Annotated in this window: 11 protein-coding genes and 2 tRNA genes; 7 read left to right on the forward strand and 6 right to left on the reverse strand. The window is 71.5% G+C overall.

Annotated elements, in window-relative coordinates:
- From I5Q34_RS06440 to I5Q34_RS06465, 6 genes are all read right to left on the reverse strand, one after another.
- Window positions 1–275, reverse strand: a 275-nt coding sequence (locus I5Q34_RS06440; protein ID WP_199891173.1) for a roadblock/LC7 domain-containing protein, incomplete at its 3' end; no start/stop codon positions are given.
- A 1-nt stretch (window position 276) separates the two neighbouring features.
- Entirely contained in the window at window positions 277–3,408 is a 3,132-nt protein-coding gene (locus tag I5Q34_RS06445) for a nitrate- and nitrite sensing domain-containing protein (RefSeq protein WP_199891174.1), read from the reverse strand.
- 351 nt (window positions 3,409–3,759) lie between these two features.
- Entirely contained in the window at window positions 3,760–4,341 is a 582-nt protein-coding gene (locus I5Q34_RS06450) for an ATP/GTP-binding protein (protein ID WP_199891175.1), read from the reverse strand.
- A complete protein-coding gene (locus I5Q34_RS06455) occupies window positions 4,322–4,729 on the reverse strand; it encodes a DUF742 domain-containing protein (RefSeq protein ID WP_199891176.1) in 408 nt (135 codons plus the stop codon). The genes I5Q34_RS06450 and I5Q34_RS06455 overlap by 20 nt, the downstream gene beginning before the upstream one ends.
- Window positions 4,730–4,832: 103 nt before the next feature.
- A complete protein-coding gene (locus I5Q34_RS06460; RefSeq protein WP_199891177.1) occupies window positions 4,833–5,255 on the reverse strand; it encodes a roadblock/LC7 domain-containing protein in 423 nt (140 codons plus the stop codon).
- Window positions 5,256–8,720: a sensor histidine kinase gene (locus I5Q34_RS06465; protein WP_199891178.1), complete on the reverse strand. Its 3,465-nt coding sequence runs from the start codon at window positions 8,718–8,720 to the stop codon at window positions 5,256–5,258.
- Between the two features lie 471 nt (window positions 8,721–9,191).
- On the opposite strand from I5Q34_RS06465, the gene I5Q34_RS06470 reads away from it, so the two are divergent.
- The 7 genes from I5Q34_RS06470 (at window position 9,192) to I5Q34_RS06500 (ending at window position 13,508) form a co-directional block, all read left to right on the forward strand.
- A complete protein-coding gene (locus tag I5Q34_RS06470) occupies window positions 9,192–9,401 on the forward strand; it encodes a hypothetical protein (RefSeq protein ID WP_234428574.1) in 210 nt (69 codons plus the stop codon).
- Window positions 9,402–9,502: 101 nt separating this feature from the next.
- On the forward strand, window positions 9,503–10,285 hold the full coding sequence (locus tag I5Q34_RS06475) for a fumarylacetoacetate hydrolase family protein (protein ID WP_199891179.1): 783 nt from the start codon (window positions 9,503–9,505) through the stop codon (window positions 10,283–10,285).
- Window positions 10,278–11,750, forward strand: a complete 1,473-nt coding sequence (gltX, locus tag I5Q34_RS06480; protein ID WP_199891180.1) for a glutamate--tRNA ligase — start codon at window positions 10,278–10,280, stop codon at window positions 11,748–11,750. Before I5Q34_RS06475 ends, gltX begins: the two co-directional genes overlap by 8 nt.
- Window positions 11,751–11,814: 64 nt before the next feature.
- Entirely contained in the window at window positions 11,815–12,018 is a 204-nt protein-coding gene (locus tag I5Q34_RS06485) for a hypothetical protein (protein WP_199891181.1), read from the forward strand.
- Window positions 12,019–12,472: 454 nt separating this feature from the next.
- Window positions 12,473–13,204 (forward strand): HAD family hydrolase, encoded by a 732-nt coding sequence (locus tag I5Q34_RS06490; protein WP_199891182.1) that lies wholly within the window; start codon window positions 12,473–12,475, stop codon window positions 13,202–13,204.
- Between the two features lie 89 nt (window positions 13,205–13,293).
- Window positions 13,294–13,365: transfer RNA gene (locus tag I5Q34_RS06495), tRNA-Gln, on the forward strand.
- A 70-nt stretch (window positions 13,366–13,435) separates the two neighbouring features.
- Window positions 13,436–13,508: transfer RNA gene (locus I5Q34_RS06500), tRNA-Glu, on the forward strand.
- Window positions 13,509–13,602: the final 94 nt, after the last annotated feature.

Raw genomic sequence — 13,602 nt, forward strand, 5'->3', positions numbered from 1 at the left:
ATCGACATGATGAAGAGGAAGCCGCGCTCCATCTCCACCACGGTCTGGTTCACGGCGCCGCCCTCGAAGATCCGGGACGCACCCGCGGTCAGTGAGGTCAGGCCGGAGGCCACCGCCGCCAGCTGGTCCGCGCGGTCCCGCGGAAAACCTTCGGACATGGCCAGAAGGAGTCCGTCGGCGGAGACCACGACGGTGTGGGACACCCCTGGGGTGTTCTCCACGAAACTGGTGATCAACCAGTTCAGGTTCTGCGCCGCCTGGCTCATCGGGCTCACACTAACGCTCCTGCTCGTAGGTGCCGCCGGGGCCGAAGCCCTGGTCGTGTTGCTGGTGCTGCTCGTGCGCGGTGATCGCGGGGAACTCCGAGGAGTCCGTTCCCGCGCTGCGCCCCTGCTGGACACCGCGGCGCAGGTTGGAGAGCCTGCCGCGGACGTCCTCCGGTGCACGGGAGATCTGCGTCTGCCCCGGTCGTTGCTCCGCGGTGTCCGCCGCCTTGCCCTCGACCAGATTGGCCCTGGGCACCCGGCGGGGGAGACCGGAGGAGGTTGTTCCGCCGGCCTTCGGCTCCCGGAGCTGCTCGGCGCGGTGCCAGCGCTCGTCGTTGGCCGACTGCGCGGCGGCCGCGTCCTCCCCGGGCCGGGCCTCCCCGGACCGCGACTGCTGCGCGATTCCCTGCTGGGACTGGTCCGCTCCGCCGTCCCTCGTGGCCTCCTCGCCCGTATCCGGTTGCTGCCACCGCTTGTCGCGGCGCGGCAGACCGGACCCGGTCAGCGAGGGAGGGCCGCTCGTGGCGGGGCCCGGACGGTCGAACTCTACGCGCTCCGGCTGGGCCGTGTCAGCGGTCGGCTGAGATTCCGATTCCGCTCCGTAACCCGCCGTGTACCCGTGCTGGTACGTACCTGACTCGCTCCAGTCGCCTTGCGCGGCGGGGGCGTTGTAGTCGCCGTACGTCTGCTGGTCCGTGAAGCCGCCCCCGGCGTAGCCGCCTTCCGTATACGGCTGGTCGCCGTACGCCTGGTCGGCCGGTGCCTGCTGGGGGAACGGGGTCTGCCGGGTGTCGTGGGGCAGGGCCTGCTCGTGCGACTGCTGCTGCCCGTACGGCTGCTGGGGAGCGGCCTCGGGGAACAGCGGGTCGCCCGGGGCGGATTGCGCCGCGGCCTGGGCCTGCGCCTCCTCCAGGGCCGCCCGGCGCTCCTCGCGCAGCCGGGAGCGGCCCAGCGGGTCGGGCGTGTGCTCGCCGGCGGCCTGCGGGGCCTCGTAGCGCGAGTCGTCGAAGCCGAGCTCCGCCGCGGTGCGCATGCCGGGGACGGCCGGGGCGGCCGACTGCTCGGGGACGATGCGGGAGACCGTGAAGTCGTCGCCCGCCGGCTCGTCCTCGCCGCCGCCACCGTGCGTGATGCGCTCGGGGAGCATGACCAGCGAGGTGGTGCCGGCCTGTTCGCCGGACGGGCGCAGCTGGACGCGGATGCCGTGCCGCATGGCGAGGCGGCCGACCACGAACAGGCCCATGCGCTGGGAGACCGCGGCGTCCACGGTCGGCGGGTTGGCCAGCCGGTGGTTGATGTCCGCGAAGTCCTCGGGGGTGAGACCGATGCCCTTGTCGTGGATCTCGATCATCACGCGGCCGTCGGGCAGCCGGGTCGCGGTGACGCGGACCTTGGTGTGCGGGGAGGAGAACGTGGTGGCGTTCTCCAGCAGCTCGGCGAGCAGGTGCACGAGGTCGGTCACGGCCAGGCCGTGGATCTCGGCCTCCGGGACGCCGTCCAGCTGGATGCGCTCGTACGCCTCCACCTCGGAGGAGGCCGCGCGGAGCACGTCCACCAGCGGGATCGGCTGGTCCCAGCGGCGGCCGGGTTCCTCACCCGCGAGGATGAGGAGGTTCTCGCCGTTGCGGCGCATACGGGTGGCCAGGTGGTCGAGCCGGAAGAGGTTCTCCAGCTGGTCCGGGTCGGCCTCGTTGTTCTCCAGCCCGGTGATGAGCTCCAGCTGGCCCTCGATCAGGCTCTGGTTGCGGCGGGAGAGGTTGGTGAAGATCGCGTTGACGTTGCCCCGCAGCAGGGCCTGTTCGGCGGCGAGCCGGACGGCCTCGCGGTGGACCTGGTCGAAGGCGCGGGCGACCTCGCCGATCTCGTCCTTGGTGGTGATCGGGATGGGCTGCACCCGGGTGTCGATCCGGCCCGGCTCGGTCCGCGAGAGCTGGTCGACCAGCGCCGGCAGGCGCTGCTCGGCGACCTCGAAGGCGGCACCGCGCAGGCGGCGCATGCTGCGGCTCATCGAGCGGGCGATGCGCCCGGCCACGAAGAACGCGGCGAGCAGCGCGACCACCATGATCGCGGAGTTGACCAGGGCGGTCCGCCGGGCGTCCGCGGAGACCTTGGACGCCTCGTCCACGGCCCGGTCGGTCAGGTGCTTCTCGACCTCGCGGTAGGCCTCGAACTTGCCGGTGGACAGCGCGTACCAGCTCTTGTCCGTGACGCCCAGCGCCTTGAGCTTCTCGTCGGAGGCGCCGGACATGATGGCCAGGGCCGCCTTGTTCTGCTGGTCCACCTGGGCCTTGCCGGCCAGGGTGTCCGACAGCCGGCGGGCGTCGGCCTTGGAGCCGCCGCTGCGGTACTCGTCCGCGGCGATGTACTCCAGGAAGTTGTAGGAGGCGAAGGAGGTCAGCAGGAACTGCCGGTCCTTCTGCGCCATTTGGGGCTTGGCCAGCAGGTGCGTGCCCATGGAGCGCTGCAGCGACTCGGCGGCCTTCGCCAGGGAGACGGCGTAGACCATGCGGCCGTAGGAGGTGACCGTGCCGGTGCCCAGGCCGAGTTCGTTGGCGAAGGCCATCAGCGGACGCTGGATGGAGCCGTAGGCGTCCTCCGTCCGGGCCGCCTCCGTCTTGAAGGCGTTCTTCCGGATCCGGTCGAGCTTGGGCTCGGCGTCGCGGACGGCCTTCAGGCGGCGCTGGAGGCTCTCGGTGTCCGGCATGGACTTGACGGCCTCGGCGAAGTCCGCGCGGGCGGTGTCCGTCGCCTCGCGGGCCTTCTTGACGTTCTCGTCGCCCTGGTCGCCGGAGAGCAGCGGGATGACGCTGGCGTCGCGCTCCTCGAGGACGGCCTGCGCGTAGTCGGCGGCGGACCGCACGACGCGGGCGGTGTCCGCCGCGTCCTCGGCCTCCATCCAGGTGTCGACCGACTTCTTGACGTCGAGTCCGCCGAAGACGAGCGCGACGAGCACCGGGATGAGGAGGATCGCGTTCAGCCGGGTGGCCACCCGCCAGTTGCGCGGGGAGAAGCGGCCGCCCTCGCCCTGGGGCGCGGCGGGGGTCTCGGGGGCGCCGGAGGACGGCGCGGCCTGCGACGGTGGTGTGAAGTTGCCCCGCGCGTCTCGTGCCTGCTGCGCGGTGCCTGTCTTTCTTCGCCTCACTCGTCCAACAACCTCTCGGCGCCGGCACGTGGAATCGTGCCGTCTTTCGGCTGGGCCATCGACGGCCCAGTTCGGGAAATTCCAGCACGCCGGGCAGGCGCGTTCCAAACACCGGGCGGAGCTGCTGCCCGGCGCGATCGGTGCGACATAAAACGGGCATTAAGAGCGAGCGGCGGCAAAAGGCGGGTGAATTGTGCGCGGAGTGGAGCCGAACGAATGCGGGGAGTGCCGTCGTTCTGTCGCGAGCGGGTCAATTGAGCGTCGAATCACTGTCGAAACGTTATGAAGACCGGCGGCGGGCCGTGGCCAATCCCACAGCCCGCCGGAACCTGATCTTCCGCACCTTCGCGGCTACTTGAGCCGGGCCATCAGCGCGTGCTCGACCAGCGTGATCAGCGCACTCTTCGCCTCGTTCCGGTGCCGCGCGTCGGTGGTGATGATGGGCGCGTCCGGACCGATCTGCAGTGCCTCGCGCACCTCCTCGGGCGCGTAGGGCTGTTCGCCGTTGAACCCGTTGAGGGCGATGACGAACGGCAGTCCGCTGTTCTCGAAGTAGTCGACCGCGGGGAAGCAGTCGGCCAGGCGGCGCGTGTCGACCAGGACGACCGCGCCGATGGCGCCCCGTACGAGGTCGTCCCACATGAACCAGAACCGGTCCTGCCCGGGAGTGCCGAACAGATACAGGATCAGGTCGTCGTCCAGGGTGATGCGGCCGAAGTCCATGGCCACGGTCGTGGTCGTCTTGTCCTGGACGTGGCTCAGGTCGTCGATGCCCGCGGACGCGGACGTCATCACGGCCTCGGTGCGCAGCGGGCTGATCTCCGAGACGGCCCCGACGAACGTGGTCTTGCCCACGCCGAAGCCGCCGGCCACCACGATCTTCGCGGAGGTCGTGGAGCGGCCGACGTTCCCGCTAGAGCTTCCGAAGTCCACTGAGAACCCTTTCGAGCAGTGTCACGTCCGGCGTTCCGCCGGCCTCGCCGCCGCCGCCCGGCTGGTGGATCGCCACCATGCCGGCCTCCGCCAGGTCCGCCACCAGGATCCGCGCCACGCCGAGCGGCATGTTCAGCAGCGCGGAGACCTCCGCGACCGACTTGACCTCCCGGCACAGGTGGCAGATCCGCTGGTGCTCCGGGAGCAGGGTCCCCAGCTGGGACGGATCGGCCGTGGAGCTGACCAGTGCCTCGATGGCGAGCTGGTAGCGCGGCCGGGTCCGGCCGCCCGTCATGGCGTAGGGACGGACCAGTGGCTGATCGCCTTCACTCCCGTACGGCATGTGATGCGATGCGCCGTACGGGCCGGGCGAGACGGGCGGGGTCATGAATCCTCCGGGCGGGACAGCAGGAAGGCAATGATGCCGTCGAGCGGGGGCCGGTGGGAGCTTTCGGCCGTACGGTCGGACGGGAATTGCGGTGTGTGTACGGTCAGTTCAGCAGGCTTCCCTGTAGTTCGGCGCGGAGTTCCGGCGTCAGGACGGTGCCCGCGCGGTCGACCAGGAGGGCCATCTCGTAGCCCACGAGGCCGATGTCGCACTCCGGGTGCGCCAGGACGGCCAGGGAGGAACCGTCCGAGATCGACATGATGAAGAGGAAGCCGCGCTCCATCTCCACCACGGTCTGGTTCACGGGGCCGCCCTCGAAGATCCGGCTCGCGCCGGAGGTCAGCGAGGTCAGGCCGGAGGCCACCGCCGCCAGCTGGTCCGCGCGGTCCCGGGGGAACCCTTCGGACATGGCGAGCAGAAGTCCGTCGGCGGACACCACCACCGTGTGGGACACCCCGGGGGTGTTCTCCACGAAGTTGGTGATCAACCAGTTCAGATTCTGCGCCGCCTGGCTTGTCGGACTCAACTAACGCTCCTGCTGGTAGGTGGGGCCAACATTGTCGTTGCTACCGGTGGCCGGCCCGGTGCCGGCCTGGCGTCCCTGCTGGATGCCGCGGCGGAGGTTGGTCAGGCGGCCGCGCACGTCGTCGGGCGAGCGCGAGACCTGCGGGCCTCCGGGCAGGGACTGCTGCTGGGCCGTGCCCTCCACGAGGTTGGCACGGGGGACGCGGCGCGGCAGCCCGGACCCGGTGGTGCCGCCGGCGAGGGGCTCGCGCAGCTGCTCGGCCCGGCGCCAGCGCGCGTCGTTGGGGGACTCGTTCCAGTCCGCCTGCGCGTTCTGCCCGTCCGCCGCCTCGGTGTCGTGGAGCGTACGGCTCGGCTCGCGCCGGGGCAGCTGCTGCTGCGGCTCCGCGGGCGCCTGGGTCTCCTCGCGGAACCAGTGCGACTCCAGCTCCTGGAAGAGCGGGGTGCCCGCGGGCGGCGTACCGGTCACCGGCTCGGGCACCGGCGCCGGCTGCGGGAACTGCGCGGTGTCCGTGGGGAGCGCGGTCTGCCCGGTGGCGCTGCTCTCCGGCTCGGGCACCGGCGCGAGGCGTGGGTACTGGCCGGTGGCCGACGGGTCGTCGGACGGCGCGGGGGCCGGCTCCGGCACGGGCGCGAGCTGCGGGAACTGTGCCGTGTCGGTGGGCCGGGCCGTCTCGTCGGCGGGCAGCGCGAACTGGCCGGTCGTGGTGGCCTGCTGCCCGTCCGGCTCGGGCCGGGCGAACTGCCCGGTGTCGCCGGGGCCGGCCTGCGGGAGGCCGGGCGTGCCGAAGGAGGCCGGGCCCGCCGGGTTCCCGGTCCGCTCGTGGCCGCGCGGGGTCTCCCGCGCGGCACGGCCGGAGCCGGAGGCGAGCGGCCAGTCGTCCACGGGGGCGGCGGGCTGCGGGGCGGCCGGGGCCGCGGGCTTGTCGTTGCCCCAGCTCGGCGCCGGACGCGTGGGCAGGCCGTTGCCGTCGCCGCCCGCGGGCGCGTCGGTGCCGCCGCGCTTGGGCAGCTTACCCACCGGCGCGATCACGGCCGGGCGCTTGCCGCCCCGGGCCGGGAGCGCCGGACGGCCGTCCTCGGCCTTGCGGTCCGAGGGGGAGGGCGGGTTGGGCGAGTCGAAGAGGCTCGGGCCGCCGGCCGGCGCGGCGGCGCCCGGGGTCGATCCCTTGACGCGCGTGGGCAGACCGCTCCTGGTCTTGCCGCCGGTGCGGGACGGGATCGGCGGGCGGGGGCCGCTCTCCGGGAGCTGGCCGCGGCTCGGCGCGGAGTCCAGGGCGCCGCCGGGGGCGCCGCTCTGCGGGCCGCCGCCGGGCAGGCCGGGAGAAGCCTTCGGCGGGTTCCCGCCGGGCAGGCCGGGCATGCCGGGCATCCCGGGCATGCCGGGAACACCGGCCGGGGCGGGCTTCTTGTTGCCCTGGGCCACGTCGACCGGGAGCATGACGAGCGCCGTGGTGCCGCCCGAGTCGGACGGACGGAGCTGGATGCGGATGCCGTGTCGCAGGGACAGGCGGCCGACCACGAACAGACCCATGCGCCGCGAGACGGAGACGTCCACGGTCGGCGGGCTGGCGAGCCGCTCGTTGATCGCGGCCAGGTCCTCGGCGGACAGGCCGATGCCGGTGTCGTGGATCTCGACCAGCACGCGGCCGTCCGGCAGCGCGTGACCGGTGACCTTGACCTTGGTCTGCGGGGAGGAGAACGACGTCGCGTTCTCCAGCAGCTCGGCGAGGAGGTGCACGAGGTCGTTGACCACGCGGCCCGCGACCTCGGTCGCCGGCACGCCGGTCAGCTCGATGCGCTCGTACTGCTCCACCTCGGACGCGGCGGCGCGGAGCACGTCGACCAGCGGGACCGGGCGGGTCCACCGGCGGCCCGGCTCCTCACCGGCGAGGACGAGGAGGTTCTCGCCGTTCCGGCGCATACGGGTGGCGAGGTGGTCGAGCTTGAAGAGCGAGGACAGCTGGTCCGGGTCGGCCTCGCGGGACTCCAGTTCGGAGATGAGCGAGAGCTGACGCTGGATGAGGCCCTGGGAACGACGCGAGAGGTTGGTGAACATCGCGTTGACGTTGCCCCGGAGGAGGGCCTGCTCGGCGGCGAGGCGGACCGCCTCGCGGTGCACGTCGTCGAAGGCCGAGGCCACCTTGCCGATCTCGTCGCGGCTGTGGACGCCGACGGACTCGACGGAGGTGTCCACGTCCTGCGGGTCGGCCTCGGAGAGCTGCTTGACGAGCTCGGGCAGACGGTCCTGGGCGACCCTCTGGGCGGTGTCCTGGAGGCGGCGCAGCGAGCGCACCATGGACCGGGACACGACGAAGGCGCCGACGAGCGAGATGCCGAGGACGAGGACGATGAGGGCGGCGTTGAAGATCGCGTCCTGCTGGGCGTCGTCGCGCAGCTCGGCGGCCTTCTGCTCCATCTGGTCGAGGAGTGTGTCCTCGATCTTGGACATCTCGCGCAGCTTGACGGTGTCCTGGTCGAACCAGTCGCGGTAGGACTTGGGATCGCTCCTGAGCACCTTCGGGTCGGTCAGCACTTCGCCGGCGTATTTGTCGGCGGAGCCGATGTCGTTGGAGCCACCGTTCAGCGTCTGCAACAGCTCGCGGTCGGCGTCACCGCGCATGGCGGTGAACCGGGTCAGGGCCTCGTCCTCGCTATAGGTGGCCGAGTGGCCGGTCTGACGGTCGTTCTCGGCGAGGCGAGGACCGCCGGGGGCGGCGAGCGCGGCACTGATCATGGCGCGCTGGATGGAGGCGTACTCCTTGGCGGAGGAGAAGGTCGCCAGGGAGCGGGCCGCGGAGATCATGTCGGCGTTGTTGGACGCCTGGGCCATGTCCTGGGAGAGCCCGTGCAGCGAGGTGACGAGACGGTTGTACTCGTTGACCGTCTGCGAGATGTACTCGCCCTTTTTGTACGCCCGGCTCCGGACGTCCTTGATCTTCTTGAGCTGGTTGCTGATGTCGACGAGGGTGGTCGACACACCGACCATCGTCGTGTCCCCGGGCTTCACCTTGGCGGTGACACCCACGAAGTCCTTGATGGCCCGGTCGGTCGTCTGACGCGAGGCGACGACGTCGTCGTTCTTGGGGTCGAGGCTGGTGAGCGGACCGGCGGACCGGTCGCGCTCGTCCTGGAGCGCGTTTGCGAGCTGGGTGGCCGTCCTGGTCATCTCGGTCAGCAGCTTCATGTGGTCGAGCTGCTCGACCTTGTTCAGGGAGTCCTCGATACGGAGGGCACCCAGGGTCGTCGCGGCGACGACGGGGAGGGTCAGCAGTGAGACGAGTCGGGTGGAGATGCGCCAGTTGCGCAGGGCTATTCGTGAGCCCGGCCCGCTGGGGCCCTTCGCCTTCGGCCGTTCGGCGGGCTCGCCGCCGTTCGGCGCGTCGACGGACGTGCCGCGGTCGGTCGCACCGCGCGGCTCCTTGTCCGCCGCAGCGCTGCCATCCCTCTTGAAACGTCCCTGCACTAGCGTCGCAACCTCTGGACCAGGCGTCCCCCCGGGTGAGCGGAGGGGCGGTGTCGTCGTGGGGGGACCGCGGTGCCCCCCTGGCGGTCCGTGGAATTCCAGCACAGTGCCGGATCTCCCAACAAGGCCGGTGCACCCACCCTGAAAACCGGTCACACGGCGTTCAGCGGAAGTGACGCACCGTGGATATCGATCTTCTTTACATGGGGCGTACGGGGAGAACTCACCCCTCTCGCCTCGGGGAACGCGTCGTGTCCCAGTCGCCATGATCAGGAGCGGAACGTCAGGTTCAGCCCTGCAATGTCCGTTTCGCTCCGGTCGAATTCGCGTCGGCTATGCGGCATTTGTCGCAAGATTAGTGAGCAAACTCACAGGTGACTCCCTGCTTTCCGCCCGGCACGGCGGGGAAAGGCGCGCCTAGCCTGGACTTTTGCGCATCAGCCCGTCACCCCGACCACACGAGGCACTTCAGTGACCACCACCTCCAAGCCCATCCGCCCCTCCCGCCCCGCCCCGCGCAAGACGGCCAACCCGCAGCGCACCACGCTCGCCCACCTGGCGGGCAACGAGGGCCTGTTCGACGCCGAGCGCCCGGAGCACGCGCTGGAGCTGCCGGCCGTCACCGCCAACCCGCGCCGCACCACCCTGATGGTGGCGCCGGTCCCGCCGGCCCAGGACTGACGGCCCGGGACGGAAACCCGCGGCGCACGGGCCGTCCACGGCTCCCGGGATAGCCTGGAGCGTCAGACTCCGGCCGGACCAGATAAGGGGCCCAGCAACCCGTGCGCATCGCCAGATTCTCCATCGACGGCAACGTCGGATACGGCGTCGTGGAGGGGGACGCCTCAGTAGAGGGCGGCCCCGTCCTCGACATCATCAAGGGCATCCCCTACGGCGACTTCGAAGTCAGCGGCACCAAGGTCCCGCTGAGCAAGGTGCGCCTGCTGCCGCCCGTCCTGCCCAGCAAGGTCGTCGCCATCGGCCGCAACTACGCCGAGCACGCCGCGGAGCTGGGCAACGAGGTGCCCGAGGCGCCCATCACCTTCTTCAAGCCGTCCACCTCGGTCGTCGGCTCCGGCGACCCGGTCGTGTACCCCTCCTTCTCCCAGGAGCTGCACCACGAGGCCGAGCTGGCCGTGGTCATCGGCCGCATGTGCCGCGAGGTCCCGCGCGAGCGCGTCAAGGACGTCATCCTCGGCTACACCTGCGCCAACGACGTCACCGCGCGCGACGTCCAGCAGCGCGAGAAGCAGTGGGCCCGCGCCAAGGGCTTCGACTCCGCCTGCCCCCTCGGCCCCTGGATCGAGACCGAGCTGGACCCGGGCGACGTCGCCGTCACCTGCACGGTCAACGGCGAGACCCGGCAGAGCGGCCGCACCTCCCAGATGGTGCGCTCCGTCGAGGACCTGATCGTCCACATCACCGAGGCGATGACGCTGCTCCCCGGCGACGTCGTCCTGACCGGCACCCCGGCCGGGGTCGGCCCCCTGAACGACGGCGACGAGGTCGCCGTCACCATCGAAGGCATCGGCACTCTCACCAACAAGGTGATCAAGCGTGGCTAACGCGAACGTCCGCGTACGTTTCTGTCCCTCCCCGACCGGCAACCCCCACGTGGGTCTGGTCCGCACCGCCCTCTTCAACTGGGCGTTCGCCCGCCACCACGGCGGCACCCTGGTCTTCCGCATCGAGGACACCGACGCGGCCCGCGACTCCGAGGAGTCGTACGGGCAGCTGCTCGAGGCCATGCGCTGGCTGGGCTTCGACTGGGACGAGGGCCCCGAGGTCGGCGGCCCGCACGCGCCGTACCGCCAGTCGCAGCGCATGGACATCTACCGCGACGTCGCGCGGAAGCTGCTGGACGCCGGTCACGCGTACCACTGCTACTGCACCACCGAGGAGCTCGACGCCCGCCGCGAGGCCGCCCGCGCCGCCGGCAAGCCGTCCGGCTACGACGGCAAGTGCCGCACGCTGACCGAGGAGCAGGCCGCCGCGTACCGCGCCGAGGGCCGCCCGGCGATCGTCCGCTTCCGGATGCCCGACGAGCCGATCACCTTCACCGACCTGGTCCGCGGCGAGCTCACCTTCACCCCGGAGAACGTCCCGGACTTCGGCATCGTCCGCGCCAACGGAGCACCGCTCTACACCCTGGTGAACCCGGTCGACGACGCGCTGATGGAGATCACCCACGTCCTGCGCGGCGAGGACCTGCTCTCCTCCACCCCGCGGCAGATCGCGCTCTACAAGGCGCTGATCGAGCTGGGCGTCGCCAAGGCCGTCCCGGAGTTCGGCCACCTGCCGTACGTCATGGGCGAGGGCAACAAGAAGCTCTCCAAGCGCGACCCGCAGTCCTCCCTCAACCTCTACCGGGAGCGCGGCTTCCTGCCGCAGGGCCTGCTCAACTACCTCTCCCTGCTGGGCTGGTCGCTCTCGGCCGACCAGGACATCTTCTCGATGGACGAGATGGTCGCGGCCTTCGACATCACGGCCGTCAACGCCAACCCGGCCCGCTTCGACCTGAAGAAGGCCGAGGCGATCAACGCCGACCACATCCGGCAGCTGGACGTGAAGGCGTTCGTCGAGGCGTGCGAGCCGTGGCTGCGCGCCCCCCACGCCCCCTGGGCGCCCGAGTCCTTCGACGCGGCAGCCTTCGAGGCCCTGGCCCCGCTGGCCCAGACCCGCCTCACGGTCCTCTCGGACATCACGGCCAACGTGGACTTCCTCTTCCTCGACGAGCCCGCCGAGGACGAGGCGTCCTGGACCAAGGCCATGAAGGAGGGCTCCGACGCCCTCCTGCGCACCGCCCGCGAGAAGCTGGCCGCCGCCGAGTGGAACGCCGAGGCGATCAAGGCCGCCGTCGTCGCGGCCGGCGAGGAGCACGGCCTCAAGCTGGGCAAGGCCCAGGCCCCGGTCCGCGTGGCCGTCACCGGCCGCACGGTCGGCCTGCCGCTCTTCGAGTCCCTGGAGATCCTGGGCCGCGAGCGCACGCTGACGCGGGTGGACGCGGCGCTGGCGAAGCTGGCCGCGTAACCGTTCCGTCGCAGAAGGACGCCCGGGAGCCGTTTTCGGCCCCCGGGCGTCCTACGCTGTCCGCATGTTCCGGGGGAAGCGCAAGCTCGCGAAGAAGAACACGAAGAAGAAGCGGTCCGGCGGCTCGGAGGGGTTCGCCGAAGGGGCCGCCGACGTGGCCGTGGAGGCGGCGGTCCAGGGCGGCCTGCCGCTGGCCGTCCGCGGCGTCGCGGCGCTGGGCCGCGCGATCGGCCACGGGGCGAAGGCGGCGGTGGACGCGCTGACGTAGCTCCGGTAGGTGCCGGTGGAGTGAGATGCCCCGGTCCCTCCCAGGGGGCACCCCCACTTTCACCGTTTCTTCCGGGCTCCGCCCGGCCTGGCACCGCGCTCCGCGCGGGTTGGCGGGGGCTCCGCCCCCTGCGCCCCCGAAGCGCCCTTCGGGCGCTGTCCTCAAACTCCCCGGAGGGGGCAACCCCCGGACGGGCTGGATTCGTGCCCGGGCGCGCACTTCAGCCCGTCTGGGGGTTGCCCCCTCCGGGGAGTTTGAGGACGAGCGGCGGAGCCGCGATGACGGGGTCCGGGGCGAAGCCCCGAAAAGGGGTGCAGGGGGCGAAGCCCCCGCACACCGCGCGGAGCGCGGTGCCAGGCCGGGCGGAGCCCGGAAGAAACGGTGAAAGGGCGGGTCCGGGGCACCCCTCCACGGGCCCCCGCCCCCACCCGTCCGGCCCGGTAACCTCGACCCCGTGCCCCTACGCGCGGTCCTCTGGGACGTCGACGACACCCTCTTCGACTACACCGGCTCCGACCGGACCGGTGTGGCACGGCACCTCGAAGCCGAAGGCCTGCTCGCGCGGTACGGAACCGCCGAGCGGGCCTTTTCGCTGTGGCGGGCGGTCATGGAGGCGCAGTTCGCCCGGTTCCTCGCCGGGGAGATCGATTTCCAGGAGCACCGGCGCGAGCGCGTCAGGGTCTTCCTGGGCGCCCGGATCGCCGACGCCGAGGCGGACGCCTGGTTCGTCGGCTACGTGCGGCACTACGAGGCCGCCTGGGCGCTCTTCCCCGACGCCGGGCCCGCCCTGGAGGTCCTGGGACGCAGCTTCCGCCAAGCGGTGCTCTCCAACGCCGGTACGGACCACCAGCGGCGCAAGCTGGGCCTCCTCGGGGTGCGCGGGCACTTCGAGGACGTGCTGGGGGCCGACCGGCTGGGCCGCGCCAAGCCCGACCCCGGCGCGTTCCTGGACGCCTGCGCCGCGCTCGGGCTGCGCCCCGAGGAGGTCGTCTACGTGGGGGACCAGCTGGAGACCGACGCGGTCGCGGCCCGGGCCGCGGGGCTGCACGGGGTGTGGCTGGACCGTACGGGAGGGACGGACGGGACCGCCGTCCCGGACGGCGTGCGGCGCGTCCGGGGGCTCGACGAGCTGCCCGGGCTGCTGCGCCCGGTTATCGATTTTGGTGCCCCGTCCACCTTCGGGTAATGTTCTTCCTGCGCCGCCCGAGAGGGCCGAGAGGCCGGAGCGGGGGGCGCGAGCCCGAGCAAGACCCCTTCAGGGGGGTCGAGTTCTGGTGGGGTATGGTGTAATTGGCAGCACGAGTGATTCTGGTTCACTTAGTCTAGGTTCGAGTCCTGGTACCCCAGCAAGAGAAAATCGCTTCGAATTCTCTTGATAAACTCTCACCGAAGCAAAACGCAGTAAAGCGCAGTGCGAGCCCCCGTTGTGTAGCGGCCTAGCACGCCGCCCTCTCAAGGCGGTAGCGCCGGTTCGAATCCGGTCGGGGGTACTGATTTCCGAGGGGGAAACCCCGGAGGGAATCGCTGGGGCCCCCGTTGTGTAGCGGCCTAGCACGCCGCCCTCTCAAGGCGGTAGCGCCGGTT

Origin of the sequence: Streptomyces sp. AV19 (assembly GCF_015999245.1) — a bacterium.
Lineage (GTDB): Bacteria > Actinomycetota > Actinomycetes > Streptomycetales > Streptomycetaceae > Streptomyces.